The sequence below is a fragment of the Rathayibacter sp. AY1C7 genome (assembly GCF_002931865.1).
Taxonomy (GTDB): Bacteria; Actinomycetota; Actinomycetes; order Actinomycetales; family Microbacteriaceae; genus Rathayibacter.
In genome coordinates, this window is sequence record NZ_PSWB01000016.1 from 17,435 (window position 1) to 37,109 (window position 19,675).

A 19,675-nucleotide genomic window follows, 5' to 3' on the forward strand; every position below is an offset into this window, starting at 1 on the left:
TCCGAGGTCGGCAACGACACCGTGGATCCGGCGCACCACCCACGGCGAGACGACGGAGTCCACATGTACGCACCGGAGCGGCACCAGGCGATCCTGGACCGCGCCCGCACCGACGGGCGCGTCGAGGTCCGCGACCTCGCCCTCTCCCTCGCCGTGACGCCGGAGACGATCCGCCGCGACCTCACCAGCCTCGAGAAGCGGGGCCTGCTGCGCCGTGCGCACGGCGGCGCCATCCCGGTCGAACGCCTGGGCATCGAGCCCGAGGTCGCCGCCCGCGAGGGACACCTCGCCGGCGAGAAGGACCGCATCGCCACCGCGGCCCTCGCCGAGGTGCCCGACGGCGGCTCGATCGCCATCGACGCCGGCACCACCACGGTGCGGCTGGCGGAGCTGCTCCCCCTGGACCGCCGGCTGACGGTCGTCACCCACTCCCTCCCCGTCGCGATGGCGCTCGTCGGCCGGCCCAACATCGACCTCCACCTCATCGGCGGGCACCTGCGCGGAGTCACGCAGGCTGCCGTCGGACCGTGGGCCGCCCAGGCCCTCTCCACGGTCTCGGTGGACGTCGCCTTCATCGGCACGAACGGCCTCAGCCTCGAGCGCGGGCTCACCACCCCCGATCTCGACGAGGCCGTCGTCAAGTCCGCGATCATCGCCTCCGCGCGCCGGGTCGTGGTCCTCGCCGACCACTCGAAGTTCGGCCGGCAGGACTTCGGGCACGTCGCTCCGCTGTCCGCGGTCGACACCGTCATCACCGACGCCGATGTCGACGACGAGCTCGCCGACGACATCGAGTCGGCCGGCCCGGAGGTCGTCCGCGCATGATCGTCACCGTCACCGCCAACCCGAGTATCGACGTCACCCTCTCCACGAGCGGCTTCGCCGTCGGCGAGGTCAACCGCGCGCACGACGTGCGGCGCGACCCGGCCGGCAAGGGCGTCAACGTCGCCCGTGCCCTCGCCCGCAACGGCGTCGAGGCGACCGCGGTCTACCCGGCCGACGCCTCCACCGGCCTCGACCTGTCCACGATGCTCCGGGCCGCCGGAGTCCGCTCGGCCAGTGCGGCGATCGCCCACCCGATCCGCACCAACATCACCGTGGTCGACGACCGGACGGGCCGCACCACCAAGATCAACGAGCCCGGCCCCGCTGTCACGGAGGAGGAGGCCCACGCCCTCTCCGAGCTGATCGGCGAGCACGTCTCGGCCTCGCCCCGCTGGCTCGTCGCCTGCGGCAGCGTCCCCCCGGGACTGGGAGCGGACTTCTACCCCGCTCTCGGCCGCCTCGCCCTGCACTTCGGCGTCCCCCTCGCCGTCGACACCTCGGGAGCCCCCCTGACCGCGATCATCGCGGCCGGCACCGCCACCCTGGTGAAGCCCAACCTCGAGGAGCTCGAGGAGCTCCTCGGCCGCTCCCTGACGACGGTCGGAGACGTCGTCGCCGGAGCCCGTGAACTCCTGCAGCTGCCCGACGCGCGAGCGCTCGTCAGTCTCGGAGAGCACGGCGCCCTCCTCGTCACGGCGCACGCGTCGTGGTGGGCGGGCGCCCCCGCCGTCGTGCCCCTCAGCACCGTCGGCGCCGGCGACAGCACGCTCGCCGGCTACCTCTCGGCCGTCGACGCCACGGAGGCGGAGCGCCTCGCGACAGCAGTCGCGTGGGGTACCGCCGCCGTCCAGCTCCCGGGCAGCGAAGCCCCGGGTCCCGACTCCCTCCGCCTCGACGACGTCTCCGTCGTCGAGAACCCCGACCCCACCCTCCCGATTGGAGAACTGAGCGCATGACTGCTCTCACCGAGGCGTCGACGGTCATCGTCGACCTCACCGCCGCCACGAAGGACGAGGCCACCGCGCAGCTCGCGAAGACGCTCGCCGACGCCGGCCGCGTCACCGACCTCGACGGCTTCCTCGCCGACGTCCGCGACCGCGAGTCGCAGATGGCGACCGGCATGCCCGGCGGCATCGGGATCCCCCACGCCCGCTCCTCCCACGTCGTCTCGCCCAGCGTGGCGGTCGGCATCGCGAAGCAGGGCGTCGACTTCGGGGCCCCCGACGGCCCGGCCGACCTGATCTTCCTGATCGCGGCTCCGGACGGCGCCGACCAGGCGCACCTCAAGATCCTCGCCCAGCTCGCCCGCAAGCTGATCCACGAGTCCTTCACCGGTTCCCTCCGCGCCGCCGCCAGCGGCCAGGAGGTCGCGGACATCATCGCCCGAGAGGTCGTCGTCTCATGAGGATCGTCGCCGTCACCAGCTGCATCGCCGGCATCGCGCACACCTACATGGCGGCCGAGGCCCTCGAGCAGGCCGCGAAGAAGAAGGGGTACGAGATCCAGGTCGAGACCCAGGGCGCCGCGGGCTCCGATCCCATGTCGGACCGGACCATCGCCGACGCCGACGTCGTGATCCTCGCCGCCGACCTCGAGGTCCGCGGCAAGGAGCGCTTCGCCGGGAAGCCCACCCTCGAGGTGGGCACGTCGGAGGCGCTCGCGAAGGCGGCGGACGTCATCGACCGCGCCGTCGCGAAGGTGCAGGACGCGCCCGCCGCGAGCCCCGCCTCCGGCCCGCGCTTCGTCGCCGTGACCAGCTGCATCGCGGGCATCGCCCACACCTACATGGCCGCGGAGGCGCTCGAGCAGGCCGCGAAGAAGCGCGGCTACCCGATCCACGTCGAGACCCAGGGCGCGGCCGGCTCGGACGAGATGACCGCGGCCGACATCGCCGCCGCGGACGTCGTCATCCTGGCCGCCGACCTCGAGGTCCGCGGCAAGGACCGCTTCGCCGGCAAGCCGATCCTCCAGGTGGGCGTCGCCGAGGCCCTGTCCAAGCCGGACGAGGTCCTCGACCGCGCTCTGGCCCTCCGCGGCTCCGGCTCCGCCGCGTCCGCCCCCGCCCGCTCGACTCCGGCCGCGGCCCCCGCCGCGCCGAAGAAGGTCGGCGTCGGCACGCGCATCCGCCAGAACCTGATGACCGGCGTCTCCTACATGATCCCGTTCGTCGCGGCGGGCGGTCTGCTGATCGCGCTGTCGTTCCTGTTCGGCGGCTACCGGATCGTCGACTTCACGGCCCAGCAGATCATCGACGACGGCTTCAACGTCGCGAACATCACCGACTGGGCCGGAGTGATGTTCCTCATCGGAAGCGCGACCTTCGCGTTCCTGGTGCCGGTGCTCTCGGGCTTCATCGCCTTCGGCATCGCCGATCGTCCCGGCATCGCGCCGGGCTTCCTCGGCGGCGCGGTCGCGGTCACCGTCGGCGCGGGCTTCCTGGGCGGCCTCGCCTCCGGCTTCATCGCCGGCTACGCGGCCCTCTACATCTCGCGGATCAAGCTCCCCGCGGCGTTCAAGTCGCTGATGCCCGTCGTGATCATCCCCCTGATCGCCACCTTCATCACCGGCTTCCTGATGTTCGTGGTGCTCGGAGCGCCGCTCCGCGCACTGAGCGAGGGCCTGTCGTCCTGGCTCTCGGGCCTCTCGGGCGGCAACCTGATCATCCTGGGGATCATCCTCGGCCTCATGATGGCGTTCGACATGGGCGGTCCGGTCAACAAGGTGGCCTACGCCTTCGCGACCACCGGCCTCGCCTCCGTCCCCGCCGACGGCGACCCGAACTCCGTGCAGTTCAAGGTGATGGCGATCGTCATGGCCGCCGGCATGACCCCGCCGCTGGGTCTGGCCCTCGCCACGACGCTCCGCAAGCGCCTGTTCACCGACGCCGAGCGCCAGAACGGCAAGGCCGCCTACCTGCTGGGCGCGTCCTTCATCTCGGAGGGGGCCATCCCGTTCGCCGCGGTCGACCCGCTGCGCGTGATCCCGTCCGCCATGGTCGGCTCGGCCGTCACGGGTGCGCTCGTCGCGCTCTTCGGCTCCACCCTCCGCGCCCCGCACGGCGGCGTCTGGGTCACCGGGCTCGTCGGGCAGCCGATCCTCTACCTGGTCGCCATCCTGGTGGGCATGGTCGTCACGGCCGTCTGCGTGATCATCGCGAAGAGCATCAAGCGCGCCCCGGTGGTCGCCGAGGTGCCCGAGCCCGCCACCGCGCAGGCCGTCCCCGCCTGATCCCCTCCGACCGACCGTCCTGAGCGGTCCCGCCGGCGGTCGCCTCCGCGCTCCTCCCCCTCTCCGAGGGAGTGGCGCGAGGCGGCCGCCGGCTTCCGCGTTCCGGGGTGCGAGCGCGGCCGGGCGGCCCGCTCCGCGGCTCCGAATAGACTGCTCCGGTGACTCGCAGCACCCTCCGCATCGCCTCCGTCAACGTGAACGGCGTCCGCGCCGCCTACCGCAAGGGGATGGGCGACTGGCTCGCCGCGCGCGACGTCGACGTCCTGGCCCTGCAGGAGGTCCGCGCCTCCACGGACGACCTCACGGGGCTCCTCGGGGACGAGTGGGATGTGCTGCACGACGAGGCGACCGCCAAAGGGCGCGCCGGAGTCGCTCTCGCCTCGCGCAGGCGCGCCACGATCCACCGCGTGACCTTCGGCGCCGACGACTTCGACTCGGCCGGACGCTGGCTCGAGGCCGACTACGAGGTCGGCGGCCGCTCGCTCACCGTCGTCTCCACCTACGTCCACTCCGGCGAGGTCGGCACCCCCAAGCAGGTCGAGAAGTACCGCTTCCTCGACGCGATGGAGGCGCGCCTGCCCGAGATCCAGGCGCACAGCGAGCTCGCCGTGGTGATGGGCGACCTCAACGTCGGCCACCGCACGCTCGACATCAAGAACTGGAAGGGCAACGTCAAGAAGGCCGGCTTCCTCCCGGAGGAGCGCGCCTACGTCGACCGCTTCGTCGGCGCCGAGGGCGACCCGGACTACAACGCCGGTGCCGGACTGGGCTGGGTCGACCTCGGCCGCCGGTTCGCGGGCGAGGTGCCCGGACCGTACACGTGGTGGTCGCAGCGCGGCCAGGCCTTCGACACCGACACCGGCTGGCGCCTCGACTACCAGCTCGCCACGCCCGCGCTCGCCGACCTCGCCCGCAGCTACGAGGTCGACCGCGCCGCCTCCTACGACACCCGCTGGTCCGACCACTCCCCCGTGGTCGTCGACTACGAGCTCTGACCCTCTCCCCCGCGAACCGACCCCTCGAGGCCACCCATGACTCCCAGCACCCCGGGCGCCAAGCCCGTCATCTTCTCCGGCATGCAGCCCTCCTCCGGGTCGCTGCACCTCGGCAACTACATCGGCGCGCTGACCCAGTGGGTCGCGATGCAGGAGGACTTCGACGCCTACTTCTGCGTCGTCGACCTGCACGCGATCACGGTCCCGCAGGACCCGCAGCAGCTCCGCGAGCGCACCCGCGCGACCGCCGCGCAGTACATCGCCGCGGGCATCGACCCCGCGCGCTCGACCCTCTTCATCCAGTCCCACGTGCCCGCTCACGCCGAGCTCGCCTGGGTCCTCAACACCCTGACCGGCTTCGGCGAGGCCAGCCGGATGACGCAGTTCAAGGACAAGTCGGCGAAGCAGGGCGCTGAGGCCGCCTCGGTGGGCCTGTTCACCTACCCGATCCTGATGGCGGCCGACATCCTGCTGTACCAGACGGACGCGGTGCCGGTCGGCGAGGACCAGCGCCAGCACCTGGAGCTCACCCGCGATCTCGCCGCGCGCTTCAACTCGCGCTTCGGCGAGACCTTCGCCGTGCCGGAGCCCCACATCGTGCGCGAGACCGCGAAGATCTTCGACCTGCAGAACCCGGGCGCCAAGATGTCGAAGTCGGCGGAGTCGGACGCGGGCCTGCTCAGCGTGCTCGACGAGCCGAAGGCGACCGCGAAGAAGATCATGCGCGCCGTGACGGACACCGAGTCGGAGGTGCGCTTCGACCGGGCGGCGAAGCCCGGAGTCTCGAACCTGCTGACGATCTACTCGGTCCTCGCCGACCGCTCCGTCGAGTCGCTGGAGCAGGAGTACGCGGGCCGCGGCTACGGGGACCTCAAGAAGGGCCTCGTCGAGGTGGTCGCCGCCACCTTCGACCCGATCCGCGCGCGGACCGCGGAGCTGCTCGCCGACCCGGCCGAGCTCGACCGGGTCCTCTCCCTCGCCGCCGACCGCGCGTCCGAGACCGCGGAGCGCACGCTCGCCGCCGTCTACGACTCCGTCGGCCTCCTCCGCCGCGTCCGCTGAGGCGGCCGTGCTGCGGCTCGCGCTCTTCGACCTCGACGACACCCTCTTCGCCCATGCCCGCGCCGTGCGGGAGGGGATCGTCGCGTACGCCGCCTCGCTCGGCGCCGCCTACGCCGGCGAGCCGGCCGAGGTGCAGCGCCGCTGGCACCTGCTCGAGGAGGAGCACTACCACCGCTACCTCGCGGGCGAGATCGACTACGAGGGCCAGCGCCGGGCGCGCGCCACGGACTTCGCCGCGGAGGCCGGAGTCGCGCTGTCTCCCGAGGAGGCGAGCAGCTGGTTCCGCGGGTACCTCGAGCACTACGTCGCCGCCTGGACCCTCCACGACGACGCGCTGCCCGTCCTCGACCGGCTCGACGCCGCCGGGGTCCGCCTCGGCGTCATCACCAACGGCGTGCTCGACTTCCAGCGGGGGAAGATCGAGGGTACGGGCCTCTCCGGTCGCTTCGAGCACGTGATCGCCTCCGGCGACGTCGGCGTCACCAAGCCGGACGCGCGGATCTTCGCGATCGCGTGCGAGCGGTTCGGGGTCTCTCCGGAGGAGGCCCTCTACGTCGGCGACCGGCTCGGCACCGACGCCGTCGGAGCGGCCGCTGCGGGCCTGCGCGGCGTCTGGCTCGACCGCGTCGGCGGTCCTGAGCACGGCCGTGTGCTGCCGCCCGAGGCGGTCGAGCTGGGCGTGCGCCGGATCGGCTCCCTGGACGCGCTGGACGCGCAGCTCGGGCTGTCGGCGGACTGAGTCCTCACCCGGTTCGGGTCTCGACAAGCCGCCTGCAGCGACTGCTCGACCAGCATGCAGGTCCGAATTGCCGGGTGTCGATCAGCCGCCTGCGGCGACCACTCGACCAGCATGGATGTCCCCGAACGACCCCGTTGCGATACCCGTTGCGCCGTCGTCGGAACGACGAAGCGCCCCACCCGACCGGAGGGTCGGACAGGGCGCATCACCGTGAACGGACTCACGCCATCCGCTCGTCGCGCAAGGCGAACGGGGAGGACGCGTGTCAGCGTCGTCTCCTAGCCGGACGCGACCCGCTCCCCGAGACGCGACCACCTCGATGAGCCGACCGCGCCGCGGCAGGCAGGGACTGCCGCGGAAGGAACTACTGCACGTCCTCGTCGATCCAGTCGAAGGTCTTGGTGACGGCCTTCTTCCAGAGGCGGTACTGGCGGGCGGCCTCGTCCTGGTCCATCTGCGGGGTCCAGCGCGAGTCCTCCTGCCAGTTCTGTCGCAGGTCGTCGAGGTTCTCCCAGAAGCCGACCGCGAGACCGGCCGCGTAGGCCGCTCCGAGCGCGGTGGTCTCCGCGACGACCGGTCGGACGACCGGGACGCCGAGGATGTCGGCCTGGAACTGCATGAGCAGGTTGTTGGCGATCATTCCGCCGTCGACCTTGAGCTCCTGCAGGGGGACGCCGGAGTCGGCGTTGACCGCGTCCAGGACCTCGCGGGTCTGGAAGGCGGTCGCCTCGAGCGCGGCGCGGGCGATGTGGCCCTTGTTGACGTAGCGGGTGAGGCCGACGAGGGCTCCGCGGGCGTCGGAGCGCCAGTAGGGGGCGAACAGACCCGAGAAGGCGGGGACGAAGTACGCGCCTCCGTTGTCCTCGACGGTGGCGGCCAGCGCCTCGACCTCGGGGGCCGAGCCGATGAGGCCCAGGTTGTCGCGCAGCCACTGGATCAGCGAGCCGGAGACCGCGATCGAGCCCTCGAGCGCGTAGTGCACCTCGCCGTCGCCGAGCTTGTAGCCGATGGTGGTGAGCAGACCGTTCTTCGAGTGGACGATCTCGGTGCCCGTGTTGAAGATCAGGAAGTTGCCGGTGCCGTAGGTGTTCTTCGCCTCGCCCGGATCGAACGCCGCCTGGCCGAAGGTCGCGGCCTGCTGGTCGCCGAGGATGCCGGCGATCGGGACCTCGCGCAGCAGCGACGAGGACTCGACGTGGCCGTAGACCTCGGAGGAGGAGCAGACCTCGGGGAGCATCGACTTCGGGACCCCGAAGGCCTCGAGGATGTCGTCGCGCCACTCGAGGGTCTCGAGGTCGAGGAACAGGGTGCGGGAGGCGTTGGTGACGTCGGTCTTGTGGACGCCGCCGTCGATGCCGCCGGTCAGGTTCCAGAGGACCCAGGTGTCCGTCGTGCCGAAGATCAGGTCGCCCGCCTCGGCCTTCTCGCGAGCACCCTCGACGTTCTCGAGGATCCAGACGATCTTGGTGCCGGAGAAGTAGGTCGCGAGCGGGAGGCCCACGATCGACTTGAAGCGGTCAGCGCCCTCGTCGCCCGCGAGGCGGTCGACGATCGACTGGGTGCGGGTGTCCTGCCAGACGATCGCGTTGTAGACCGGCTTGCCGGTCGTCCTGTCCCAGACGACAGCGGTCTCGCGCTGGTTGGTGATGCCGACGGAGGCGATGTCGTGGCGGGTCAGGTCGGCGCGGGAGAGAGCCTGGCCGATCACCTCGCGGACGTTGTTCCAGATCTCGATCGGGTCGTGCTCGACCCAGCCGGCGCGCGGGAAGATCTGCTCGTGCTCCTTCTGGCCGGTGGAGACGATCGATCCCTTCTTGTCGAAGATGATCGCGCGGGACGACGTGGTCCCCTGGTCGATAGCGATGACGTAGTCAGCCATGAATGATTACTCCTTCGTAACGGGGGTGAAAGGAAGCGCGGCGGTCTAGAGGACCGGGAGCAGCACGAGCGAGGCGAGGCCCGCGAGCACTCCACCGACGATCGGGCCGGCGACGGGCACCCAGGCGTAGCTCCAGTCGCTCGAGCCCTTGCCCTTGATCGGCAGCAGCGCGTGCGCGATGCGGGGGCCGAGGTCGCGGGCGGGGTTGATGGCGTAGCCGGTCGGGCCGCCGAGGGAGGCGCCGATCGCGATCACCAGGATGGCGACGGGCAGCGCGCCGAGCGCGGCCAGACCGCCGTCGCCCTGACGTCCGCCGCCGAAGCCGATGACGACGAAGACGAGGACGAAGGTGCCGATGACCTCGGTGACGAAGTTCCAGCCGTACGAGCGGATCGCCGGGCCGGTCGAGAAGACGCCGAGCTTGTTGGCCGCGTCGGGCTCCTCGTCGAAGTGCTGCTTGTAGGCGAGCCAGCAGAAGACGGCACCGAGGATCGCACCGATCATCTGGGCGAGGATGTAGACGAGGATCGAGACGATGTCGACGGGCACGCCGGATCCGAACTCGGTCGCTCCACTCGCGACGAGGCCCAGGGTGACCGCGGGGTTGAGGTGCGCCCCCGAGTTGTACGAGACGATCACACCGGCGAAGACAGCGAAGCCCCAGCCGATGTTGACCATGAGGGTTCCGCCGTTGAGACCCTTGCTCTTCACGAGCGCGACGTTGGCGACGACACCGCAGCCGAGGAGCACGAGCATGGCCGTTCCCACGACTTCGGCGAGGAAGACCACTCCGAGATTGTCCACGTTGACCTTTTCCTTTTCGTAAGACGGACGCGCACAGGCGTCCGCGGCGGGCTTCGATGCCCGACGGTGTGAAGTTATCGGCGCCCTGTCCTAGCGACAAGGAACGGCGCGTGCACGTTTGTGCGTTGTCACGACGGAAGCCCCGGTCGAGGTGGTCCTCGGTCCGGGGCTTCCGTCGATCCGCGCCTGATCGCCGATCAGGAGGCGGGCACGGCCGTCGGGGTCTGCACCGAGGTGCCCCCGACGTCGACGCCGTTGTACTCCTTGAGGTGCGCGATGGTCGCGTCGACCTCCGACGCGCGGGCGGCGTCGTCCCAGCCCAGCACGGCGCCCGTGTGCTCGGCGAGCTCCTCGAGGAGCTCGCGGCTCAGGCCGCCCGTGAAGGCGTGGTTGGTGCGGCGCATCACCAGGTCGATGAGGTGCACCACGCTCTCGCGCTGGGCGAGGTAGCGGATCTCACCGGTGGTGAAGTCCTTGTCGAAGTCGAGCGCCTCGTCGTGTCCGTCGGCCAGGGCCTCGATGACCTCCTGCGCGCGGGTGCCGTAGCGCTCGAGCAGCTGGCCCGTGCGGGCCGAGGAGAGCCCGGAGCGGTGCTGGCTGATCCACTGCGCGCGGGACGCGTCGGTGCGCGGGAAGCCCTTGCCGCCTCCGATGGGGGTCTTCACGGTGGAGACGCGACGGGTCACGCCGATCCGCTTGAAGACCTCGTTCGAGAGGTGCTCCGACAGGGCGCGGAACGTCGTCCACTTGCCGCCGACCAGGCTGAGCACGGGCGAGCCGTTGCCGGGGAGCGTCGAGGGCTCGATGCGGTAGTCGCGGGAGACGAAGCCCGGGGCCTCGTCGTCGTGGCGGGGCAGCGGGCGGATGCCGGAGAACTTGAAGACGATCTGCGAGCGGTCCACGCGGATGGCCGGGAAGACGTGGTTCACGAGCTCGAAGAAGTAGTCGATCTCCTCCTCCGTGCACACCGCCGGCTTCGTGGGGTCGGCGTCGATGTCGGTCGTGCCGACCATCACGCGGCCCTTGAGCGGGTAGATGAGGACGATGCGTCCGTCGCTGTGCTCGAAGAACATCTCGCGGCCCTCGCAGGCCTCGACCAGCTCGGGGTTGTCGAGCACGATGTGCGAGCCCTTGGTGCCGCCCATGAACGTCGTGGTCGTGCCGAGGGCCGTGTTGGTGAAGTCGGTCCACGGTCCGGAGACGTTGACGACGACGTCCGCCGCGAAGGTGAACTCCTCGCCGGACTCGCGGTCGCGGAGGACGACGCCCTTCTCGTCGGCGCCGACGGCCTCGACGTAGTTGGCCGCGCGGGCCTTGCTGCCGCCGATCAGCGCGTCGTGGAGCACGTCGAGCGCGAGGCGCTCGGGCTCGTGCACGGAGGCGTCGAAGTAGGTGGCGGTGTACTTGATCTTCGGGTCGAGCTTGGGGAGCTCGTTCAGCGAGCGCTTGCGCCCGTGGAACTGGTGGCGCGGGACCGTGCCGCCGTCGCGGGAGAAGAAGTCGTACATCGTGAGGCCGACCTTGATCAGCAGCGCACCGCGCTCCTGCGGCTTGCCCGACTTGTGGGTCAGGAAGCGCAGCGGAGCCGCGAGGATGCCCGAGAACGTCGAGTAGATCGGGATCGTCGTCTGCAGCGGCTTCACGTAATGGGGAGCGATCTTCAGCAGGCCGTTGCGCTCGTGCACGCCCTCGTTGACGAGTCGGAACTCCCCGTTCTCGAGGTAGCGGATGCCGCCGTGGATCATGTGGCTCGAGGCGCTCGAGGCACCGGAGACGTAGTCGCCGCGCTCGACGAGGGCGACGTCGACGCCGTTGAGCGCGAGCTCGCGGAACGTCCCGATGCCGTTGATGCCACCGCCGATGACCAGGACCGTGGCGCGGGGGTTGTCGCGGAGAGCAGCGACGCTCTCGCGCAGAGCGGAGTTTCCGGGAGTTCCGTCGGACTGTGCCACTTCGTACTCGCCTTCGTGTCGTAGGGGTGTCGTCGAGGCCTCCGCACCAGCGTGCACCGGGGAGATGACCGATTGATTTCGCGGAGGAATACAGCCATCCTTGACCCGACAACACATCCGGTCAAGACGGGTGGAAATCCGTGCAGGGAGCGCTATGACCCCGGTGAGACCGGTCGTCGAACTCGACGAGACGACCCACGCGACCCATCCCGACAAGACGCGGGACGCGCTGCGTGCGGCCCAGCTGTACTACATGCAGGATCTGACGATGGACGCGATCGCGCACGAGCTGCACACGTCGCGCTCCTCCGTCTCGCGCCTGCTCTCGCACGCCCGCGCGACCGGCCTGGTCGACATCCAGATCCGCTCCCCCCTCGACCGGGCGAGCGCCCTCTCGGCCGAGGTGCGGTCCCACTTCGACATCACGGCGCACATCGTGCCGGTGCCGGACCACACCAGCGAGATCGACCGGCTCGAGCGGGTCGCCCTGTCCGCAGCGAGGATCCTCGGGCAGTTCATCGACTCGAACATGATCGTCGGCATCGCCTGGGGCTCCACGATGAGCGCGATCAGCCGCCACCTGATCGCCAAGGAGACGCACAACACGCAGATCGTGCAGCTGAACGGCGCCGGCAACACCGAGACCACGGGCATCAACTACTCGAGCGAGATCCTCCGCCGCTTCGGTGACGCCTACGCGGCGAAGGTCCAGCAGTTCCCGGTGCCGGCGTTCTTCGACGACCCGACCACCAAGCAGGCGGTGTGGCGCGAGCGCTCCACCCGACGGGTCCTGGAGCTGCAGCAGCGGATGGACGTGGCGCTGTTCGGGCTCGGGTCGCCGTTCGCGGCGGTCCCCTCGAAGGTCTACATCGGCGGCTACCTGGAGCCGAGCGACTTCACCTCGCTCAGCGGCTCCGGGGTCGTCGGCGACGTCGCGACGGTGTTCTACCGGTCCGACGGCAGCTGGGACGACATCCCCATGAACGAACGTGCAAGCGGTCCGGACCTCTCCACGGTGCGCCGCGCGTCGCGCCGGATCTGCGTCGTGTCGGGCGCCTCGAAGCTGCCGGGCCTGCGCGGCGCCCTGGCGGCCGGCCTCATCACCGACCTCATCCTCGACGAGGGAACGGCCCGCGCCCTCATCTCGGACTGACGTCCGCGCTCCCCTCCCTCTCCCCCCGCCGCGAGATGCCACTTGTGACGCTTCCGTCCGGCGTGTCGCCAGCACAGGTGGCATCTCGCGAGGGTCGTCAGAGCGCGAGCGCGCGGCGGACCCGGGCGGCGGTGGCGTCCGGGTCGAGCATGCCCGAGGCCCGCACTCGGACGACCCGGTAGCCGAGGGCCTCGATCGCTTCGATCCGGGCGATGTCGCGCTCGTACTGTGCACGATCGGTGCGGTGGTGGTCACCGTCGTACTCGACGACGACGCGCGCGATCCGGTAGAGCATGTCGACCCGAGCGACGAAGCACCCGTCGGCATCGGACAGCTCCACCTGCAGCTCCGGCTCGGGAAGCCCGGCCCTGACCAGCAGGAGCCGCAGCAGGGTCTCGCGGGGCGACTCCGCCCCGACCCGGAGGTGGCCCGCTGCTTCGCGTGCTCGCCGGCCGCCACGCCCGCGGAACCGCGCTGCACGCTCCGTGAGGACCGGGAGGTCGACCCGCAGGCCGCGCCTGCGTCCCTCGTCATCAGGGAGGACGATCGCGTCGCCGAGGACGATGAGCTCGTCGAGACGGCGGGAGTCGGCCAGGTGGCAGAAGGTCGAAGCGGGGTCGGCTGCCGGGTATCGCGTTTGCACCACGGCGACCGCCTCGTCCCAGAGATGGTGTGACCGCACGCCCACCCGTCGGGCGGCTCGCATCGGAGGAGCGACCGAGACGTCGAGCGGACTCGTCGCGGTCATCCGCCGATCCGGCAGGCCCAGCAGATGCGCTGCCGTGCCGTGGGAGAAGAACTCGCCCGGCCGCATCACAGCGGAGAACGCGGCGATCCGCTCGTCGACATCGGCCGGCTCAAGCGCTGCACGGGCTCCCCGGAACACGGCGACCGGGTAGTCCCGGACGAGACCGTGTCGCGACTGCCCGCTCGTCGATGCATTCATGACCCCGGGGTGCTGCTGCTCGCTCATGCCCCGCAGGGTGCCCGATCCGCCGCCCACCCCGCTCGCGTTCTCCACACCCCCTCCTGCGAGATGCCACCTGTGAGGGCGACACGCCGAAGGAGACCGTCGCAAGTGGCATCTCGCGGAAGGGGAAGGGTGAGGCGGGATCGGTCAGGACTCGCGGGCGTGCGCGTCGAGGAACTCGTAGACCTCGGCGTCGTCGATGCCCGGGAAGGTCCCCGACGGGAGCGGCGCGAGCACGTGCGCGTGAAGGCGCGCGCTCGGCCAGGCGTTGCCGTCCCAGCGCGCGGCGAGCTCCGACGGGGCGCGTCGGCAGCAGGACTCGTCGGGGCAGCGGGAGAGCTCGCGGCGGTCGGTGTCGCGGCCTCGGAAGAAGCGGGCCTCGGCGAACGGGACGCCCACGGTGATCGAGAACTCCTCGGTGGCGGTCGTGCCGGTCTGCGACGCCGACCAGAAGGTCCCCGCCGGGGTGTCGACGTACTGGTAGTACTCCGTCGTCCGGTTGGTCCGGGTGAACGCGGAGCGCGCCGACCAGTAGCGGCAGACCACCTGGCCCTCGACGGCCCCGGTGACGTCGGTCGGCAGCGGCAGCCCGTCGTTCTCGTAGGCCTTCTGGATCGAGCCGTCTCCCAGCACCCGCAGGAAGTGCATCCGGATGTCGAGGTGCGAGGTGAGCAGGTTCGTGAAGCGCAGGGCGGCGGCCTCGTGGGTGACGCCGAAGCCGTCGCGGAAGTCCTCCACCGAGATGTCCCGCTCGCGCTTCGCCTCCTGGAGGAACGCGACCGCCGGCTCCAGCGGCATCAGGCACGCGGCGGCGAAGTAGTTGATCTCGAGGCGCTGGCGGAGGAAGTCGGCGTAGGTCACCGGCCGCTCGTGCCCGAGGAGGCGGTGCGCCATCGCCTGCAGCGCCAGCGCCCGCAGGCCGTGGCCCCCGGGGATCGAGGCGGGCGGGAGGTAGATCCTGCCGTTCGCGAGGTCGATCACCGAGCGGGCGGAGTGCGGCAGGTCGCCGACGTGGATGATCTCGAAGCCGAGGTGCCGGGCCATCTTCGAGACGGAGCTGTGGGTCAGTGCTCCTCCGCGGTGCCCGACGGTGCGGAGCATCTCGCCCGCCACCTCCTCGATCTCGGGCAGGTAGGAGCTGCGCTCGCGCAGCTGGAGCCGCTGGGCGGTGTTGGCCCGGCGCGCCTCCTCCGGTGTGGCACTCGCCTCGCTCCGGCGACGGGCGAGCTCGCGGTAGACGCCGAGGAACGCCTCCAGCACGGGCGTGCTCAGCCCCTTGTTGACCTTGAACTCGGGCAGGCCGAGCGAGCGGTACAGCGACCCCTTCTGCACGCGCGCCAGCTCGATCTCCAGCGCGGCCCGCTCGCTCGGCGGCTCGTCCGAGAGCAGCGCCGCCAGCTCGACGCCGAGCGCGGCCGCGAGGCGCTGCAGGAGGGAGAGGCGCGGCTCGCGGCGGCCCGTCTCGATCAGCGAGAGCTGGCTCCCCGACACGTCGACGCGCTCGGCGAGCTGCCCGAGGGTCAGTCCGCGCCGGGTGCGGAAGTGGCGCAGGCGCTGCCCGAGCAGCACGGCGTCGGAGCCCGGGGCGGGTGTCGAGGGATCGGTCACGGCGAGCTCCAGCGGTCGGTTGTGACGGAAGCGCAAAAAGGTGGTTTCTTGACCGCCTGAGCGCCGGGAATACCTCCTGATCCTCCTCCATCCTGGCTTCAGGCGCTACTGAGCGCCCCTCCCGGCCCGGCCGGCCTCTTCCCGGCTGCGGCCGGCGACTCCCCACCCCCGTCGACGACGACCACCGAAAGCGGAGCCAGCATGAGCATCTACAGCAACACCGTCCGACTCGAGCCGAGCACCATGACCGCGCCGACGTCCGTCCCCGCGCCCGTCGTGCCGCCGGCGCCCCTCGCCCTCCGCCGCTGGGTGCGCGAGACCGCCGCGATCCTCCAGCCCGACGCGATCGAGTGGAGCGACGGCTCCCCCGCGGAGTGGTACCGCCTGACCGAGCGGCTCGTCGCCTCCGGCACGCTCCTCCCGCTCAATCCGGAGTGGCGGCCCGGCTCGTTCCTGGCCCGCACCGACCCGGACGACGTCGCCCGGGTCGAGGACCGCACCTTCATCTGCACGACCGACGAGGCCGACGCGGGACCGACCAACAACTGGCGCGAGCCCGCCGCGATGAGGGCCGAGCTCGCTCCCCTCCTCGACGGAGCGATGCGCGGACGGACGATGTACGTCGTGCCGTTCTCGATGGGGCCCGTCGGCGGTCCGCTCTCGCAGCTGGGCGTCCAGGTCACCGACTCGGCCTACGCGGTGCTGAACCTGCGGATCATGGCGCGCGTGGGCTCCGAGCCGCTCGCAGCCTTCACCGAGGAGACCCCGTTCGTCCGCGGCGTGCACACCGTGGGGCTGCCTCTCCGCGTCGCGGACGGCGTCACCCGCGAGGACGTCGCCTGGCCGTGCAGCCCGGTGAAGTACATCACCCAGTTCCCGGAGACGCGCGAGATCGTCTCGTACGGCTCCGGCTACGGCGGCAACGCCCTGCTGGCGAAGAAGTGCTTCGCCCTGCGCATCGCCTCGGCGATGGGGCGCGAGGAGGGCTGGCTCGCCGAGCACATGCTGCTGATCCGCATCGTCTCGCCCGAGGGACGGCGCTACCACGTCGCCGCCGCCTTCCCGAGCGCGTGCGGCAAGACCAACCTCGCGATGATACAGCCCGCGATCCCCGGCTGGCGGGTCGAGACGCTGGGCGACGACATCACCTGGATGCGCCGCGGCGAGGACGGACGCCTCTGGGCGATGAACCCGGAGACGGGCTTCTTCGGCGTCGCTCCCGGCACCGGGGAGACCTCGAACCCGAACGCCGTGCAGACGCTCTGGGGCAACACGATCTTCACCAACGTCGCGCTCCGCGAGGACGGCGACGTGTGGTGGGAGGGCCTGACCGACGAGGTCCCGGAGCGGCTGACCGACTGGCGCGGGCAGCCGTGGACGCCGGCGTCCGGCACGCCCGCCGCGCACCCCAACTCCCGCTTCACCGCGCCGGCCGCGCAGTGCCCGTCGCTCTCCGCCGACTGGGACGCCCACGAGGGCGTGCCGCTGGACGCGATCGTCTTCGGTGGCCGACGGGCGAGCAACGTCCCGCTGGTCACGCAGGCCACCTCGTGGCAGCACGGCGTCTTCCTGGGTGCGACCGTCGCCTCCGAGAAGACCGCGGCCGCGGAGGGCACGGTCGGGGAGCTGCGCCGCGATCCGTTCGCGATGCTCCCCTTCTGCGGCTACAACATGGCCGACTACTTCGCGCACTGGCTCGCGATCGGCGCTGAGCTCGGCGATGCGGCGCCGGCGGTGTTCCAGGTCAACTGGTTCCGTAAGGACGCGGGCGGCGAGTTCCTCTGGCCCGGCTTCGGCGAGAACGCGCGGGTGCTGCAGTGGCTCGTCCGCCGCCTGGAGGGGCTGGCGGAGGCGCGGCGGAGCCCCCTCGGCGACCTGCCGGTCGCGATCAACACGCACGGGCTCCGGCTCTCCGCGGCCCAGAAGGAGGAGCTGTTCTCCGTCCCTGTCGAGGCGTGGCTGGAGGAGTGCGCGCTCACGGAGGAGTTCTTCACGCGGTTCGGCGACCGGCTGCCGCCCGAACTGACCGCCGAGCTCCAGGCCCTGCGGTTCCGGCTCCTCGCCGAGAAGCTGCCGCTGGCGGCCTGATCCCCCTGACCGAGCCGGCTCCTGCCGGACACCCCTGTGGCCCGCGGGCGGATCATCCCCCTTTCCTCGCACCCCCGCGGGTCCACTCCCCCCTTCCGCTCCCACGACGACGGGCACCATGACCGACCGCATCACGCTCCGCTTCCTCGCCGCCCCGCAGGACGCCACCGCCGACGGCCGCAGCGCCCAGGCCGGCCGCGTCCTCGAGTGGATCGACAAGGCCGGCTACGCCTGCGCCGTGGGCTGGAGCGGCGGCTACTGCGTGACGGCGTACGTTGGCAACGTCCACTTCACCCGGCCCATCTCGGTCGGCAACCTGATCGAGGCGACCGCCCGCGTCATCCACACCGGGCGCACGAGCATGCACGTGCTGGTGCAGGTCGCGCAGGCGGATCCGCGGACCGGCCTCTACGAGGACGCCACGCACTGCCTCCTCGTGTTCGTGGCCGTCGACGACGAGAAGAGGCCGCGGTCGGTCCCGGAGTGGCGGCCCCGCTCGATCGAGGACCTGTCCCTCGCCGAGGGCGCCGCCGCGCGCATCGACGGCCGCCGACGGCTGCACGACGTGATGCGCGCCCAGGAGTACACCGAGGAGGGCACCGGTCCGCGGATCGTGTTCCGCTTCCTCGCGGCGCCGGGCGACGTCAACTGGGGCGGCAACGCCCACGGCGGGATCGTGATGCGCTGGATCGACGAGGCGGCCGACGCGGTCGCGCAGCGCTGGACCGGCCGCGACGCGGTGGCCGTCTACTCCGGCGGGATCCACTTCTACCGTCCGGTGCGCATCGGGCACCTCGTCGAGGTGGAGGCGCGCCTCATCCACACGAGCGCCCGGAGCATGCACCTGGCGGTGCACGTGCGCTCCGGGGACCCGCGGACCGGCGAGCTGGAGCTGACCACGCAGTGCCGGAGCGTCTTCGTGGTGCGGGGCGCCGACGGGGCGGCCGAGCCGGTTCCGCCTCTCGAGCTGCGGACCGAGGAGGACCGGCGTCTGGACGCCCATGCGCGCGAGCTGATCCTCCTGCGCGCGGCGCTGCCGCCGCTCCCGCTCGCGGGGACGGCCGGCGCTAGGGTCGGAGCGTGAAGCTGCCGATCCTCGTCCTCAACGGCCCGAACCTGAACCTGCTCGGCACCCGCGAGCCCGAGCTCTACGGCTCGGACACCCTCGTCGACGCCGAGGCGCTGGCGGCGGAGGCGGCCGAGCGGCACGGCTTCACGGTCGAGACCTTCCAGAGCAGCTCGGAGGGCGCGATCGTCAACCGGCTGCACGCGGCTCGCGGCTCCGTCTCGGGAGTGGTGCTCAACGCCGGGGCGTACACGCACACGTCGATCGCGATCCGCGACGCCGTCCTCGCGACCGAGCTGCCGATGGTCGAGGTGCACGTGAGCAACGTGCACCGGCGCGAGCCGTTCCGGCAGCACTCCTACCTCTCGGACGTCGCGATCGCCGTCATCGTCGGCGCGGGGATCGCCGGCTACGGCTACGCGGTGGACGTGCTCGCGCGAGCGGCGGAGAAGCCATGAGCGGCCTCGCACGCTCCTTCGGCAGCGCGGTCGACGCCTACGACCGCGGGCGGCCCGGCTACCCCGACGACGCCGTCGACTGGATCCTGGAGCACGCCCCCGCGCGGGTGGCGGGCGCCTTCATCCCGGAGCGGGCCCGCGCGGCGGGAGCCGACGCCTCCGATCGGCTGCGCGCCGTGGACCTCGGCGCGGGAACGGGCAAGTTCACCGCGTCGCTCGCGTCCCGCGGCCTCGACGTGACCGCGGTCGAGCCCGACGCGGAGATGCTCGCGCGGCTCGCCTCGAATCTGCCGGGGGTCCGCCCCGAGGAGGGGACGGCCGAGGCGATCCCCGCCGCGGACGCCTCCGCGGAGCTCGTCACCGCCGCGCAGTCGTGGCACTGGGTCGACGCCGAGCGCGCGGGAGCCGAAGTCGCCCGCGTCCTGGTGCCGGAGGGCGTGCTCGCGCTGGTGTGGAACATCCGCGACGAGTCGGTCCCCTGGGTGCGCCGGCTCGGCGAGGTCGCCGGAGCCTCCACCGCCGAGCGCTTCGAGACGCTCCGGCCGCCGCTCGGCTCCGCTCTCGAGCGGGTGGCGTTCGCGGCCTTCGAGTGGTCCTTCGAGCTGGACCGAGCCGGGGTGCGGGACATGTTCGCGTCCCGCAGCTCCGTCATCGCGATGCCCGACGAGGAGCGCGCCGCGGTCCTCGCGGCGGTCGACGCCGTGGTGGACGAGGAGTCGGGCGGGAGCGGGACCGTCGCGATGCCGTACTCGACGCGCGTGACGATCGCGCGCCGCTCCTCCTCCGCCTGACTCCGCGCCGCGCGCCGCGGACCGCCCCGCCCGCCGACTACCCTCGGAGGGCGCCGC

Annotated in this window: 17 protein-coding genes; 12 read left to right on the forward strand and 5 right to left on the reverse strand. The window is 71.6% G+C overall.

The window, feature by feature from the left end:
• Window positions 1-63 precede the first annotated feature (63 nt).
• The 7 genes from C5C69_RS09910 to C5C69_RS09940 all read left to right on the forward strand — a co-directional run bounded on the left by C5C69_RS09910 (window position 64) and on the right by C5C69_RS09940 (window position 6,849).
• On the forward strand, window positions 64-825 hold the full coding sequence (locus tag C5C69_RS09910; RefSeq protein WP_104226423.1) for a DeoR/GlpR family DNA-binding transcription regulator: 762 nt from the start codon (window positions 64-66) through the stop codon (window positions 823-825).
• Entirely contained in the window at window positions 822-1,781 is a 960-nt protein-coding gene (locus C5C69_RS09915) for a 1-phosphofructokinase family hexose kinase (protein ID WP_104223191.1), read from the forward strand. Before C5C69_RS09910 ends, C5C69_RS09915 begins: the two co-directional genes overlap by 4 nt.
• Window positions 1,778-2,230 (forward strand): PTS sugar transporter subunit IIA, encoded by a 453-nt coding sequence (locus C5C69_RS09920; RefSeq protein ID WP_097166616.1) that lies wholly within the window; start codon window positions 1,778-1,780, stop codon window positions 2,228-2,230. Before C5C69_RS09915 ends, C5C69_RS09920 begins: the two co-directional genes overlap by 4 nt.
• Complete coding sequence (locus C5C69_RS09925) at window positions 2,227-4,053, forward strand: PTS fructose-like transporter subunit IIB (protein ID WP_104232839.1); 1,827 nt, start codon at window positions 2,227-2,229, stop codon at window positions 4,051-4,053. Before C5C69_RS09920 ends, C5C69_RS09925 begins: the two co-directional genes overlap by 4 nt.
• A 158-nt stretch (window positions 4,054-4,211) precedes the next feature.
• Window positions 4,212-5,048, forward strand: coding sequence for an exodeoxyribonuclease III (locus C5C69_RS09930; RefSeq protein ID WP_104223192.1), 837 nt, complete (start codon window positions 4,212-4,214; stop codon window positions 5,046-5,048).
• Window positions 5,049-5,084: 36 nt separating this feature from the next.
• Complete coding sequence (gene trpS, locus C5C69_RS09935; protein ID WP_104232840.1) at window positions 5,085-6,110, forward strand: tryptophan--tRNA ligase; 1,026 nt, start codon at window positions 5,085-5,087, stop codon at window positions 6,108-6,110.
• 7 nt (window positions 6,111-6,117) lie between these two features.
• Window positions 6,118-6,849 carry an HAD family hydrolase gene (locus tag C5C69_RS09940; RefSeq protein ID WP_104232841.1) on the forward strand — a complete coding sequence of 244 codons (732 nt, stop codon included), beginning with the start codon at window positions 6,118-6,120 and terminating at the stop codon, window positions 6,847-6,849.
• Window positions 6,850-7,213: 364 nt separating this feature from the next.
• Here the strand turns inward: C5C69_RS09940 and glpK are convergent, their stop codons facing one another.
• The 3 genes from glpK to C5C69_RS09955 form a co-directional block, all read right to left on the reverse strand.
• Window positions 7,214-8,728 (reverse strand): glycerol kinase GlpK, encoded by a 1,515-nt coding sequence (glpK, locus tag C5C69_RS09945; RefSeq protein ID WP_104226427.1) that lies wholly within the window; start codon window positions 8,726-8,728, stop codon window positions 7,214-7,216.
• A 45-nt stretch (window positions 8,729-8,773) separates the two neighbouring features.
• Window positions 8,774-9,484 (reverse strand): MIP/aquaporin family protein, encoded by a 711-nt coding sequence (locus tag C5C69_RS09950; protein WP_244230707.1) that lies wholly within the window; start codon window positions 9,482-9,484, stop codon window positions 8,774-8,776.
• A 245-nt stretch (window positions 9,485-9,729) separates the two neighbouring features.
• Window positions 9,730-11,484, reverse strand: a complete 1,755-nt coding sequence (locus tag C5C69_RS09955; RefSeq protein WP_258065223.1) for a glycerol-3-phosphate dehydrogenase/oxidase — start codon at window positions 11,482-11,484, stop codon at window positions 9,730-9,732.
• A 154-nt stretch (window positions 11,485-11,638) separates the two neighbouring features.
• On the opposite strand from C5C69_RS09955, the gene C5C69_RS09960 reads away from it, so the two are divergent.
• Window positions 11,639-12,637, forward strand: coding sequence for a sugar-binding transcriptional regulator (locus C5C69_RS09960; RefSeq protein ID WP_104223198.1), 999 nt, complete (start codon window positions 11,639-11,641; stop codon window positions 12,635-12,637).
• Window positions 12,638-12,734: 97 nt separating this feature from the next.
• On the opposite strand, the gene C5C69_RS09965 is transcribed toward C5C69_RS09960, so the two are convergent.
• Window positions 12,735-13,610 (reverse strand): endonuclease domain-containing protein, encoded by an 876-nt coding sequence (locus C5C69_RS09965; RefSeq protein WP_219812363.1) that lies wholly within the window; start codon window positions 13,608-13,610, stop codon window positions 12,735-12,737.
• 144 nt (window positions 13,611-13,754) lie between these two features.
• On the reverse strand, window positions 13,755-15,215 hold the full coding sequence (locus C5C69_RS09970; RefSeq protein ID WP_104223199.1) for a helix-turn-helix domain-containing protein: 1,461 nt from the start codon (window positions 15,213-15,215) through the stop codon (window positions 13,755-13,757).
• Between the two features lie 243 nt (window positions 15,216-15,458).
• Between C5C69_RS09970 and C5C69_RS09975 the strand changes: the two genes are divergently transcribed.
• From C5C69_RS09975 to C5C69_RS09990, 4 genes are all read left to right on the forward strand, one after another.
• Window positions 15,459-17,303: a phosphoenolpyruvate carboxykinase (GTP) gene (locus C5C69_RS09975; RefSeq protein WP_104232893.1), complete on the forward strand. Its 1,845-nt coding sequence runs from the start codon at window positions 15,459-15,461 to the stop codon at window positions 17,301-17,303.
• Window positions 17,304-17,421: 118 nt separating this feature from the next.
• Window positions 17,422-18,387: an acyl-CoA thioesterase gene (locus C5C69_RS09980; protein ID WP_104232844.1), complete on the forward strand. Its 966-nt coding sequence runs from the start codon at window positions 17,422-17,424 to the stop codon at window positions 18,385-18,387.
• A complete protein-coding gene (gene aroQ, locus C5C69_RS09985) occupies window positions 18,384-18,827 on the forward strand; it encodes a type II 3-dehydroquinate dehydratase (RefSeq protein ID WP_104232845.1) in 444 nt (147 codons plus the stop codon). Before C5C69_RS09980 ends, aroQ begins: the two co-directional genes overlap by 4 nt.
• Entirely contained in the window at window positions 18,824-19,618 is a 795-nt protein-coding gene (locus tag C5C69_RS09990; RefSeq protein ID WP_104257845.1) for a class I SAM-dependent methyltransferase, read from the forward strand. The genes aroQ and C5C69_RS09990 overlap by 4 nt, the downstream gene beginning before the upstream one ends.
• The last annotated feature ends 57 nt before the right edge of the window (window positions 19,619-19,675 follow it).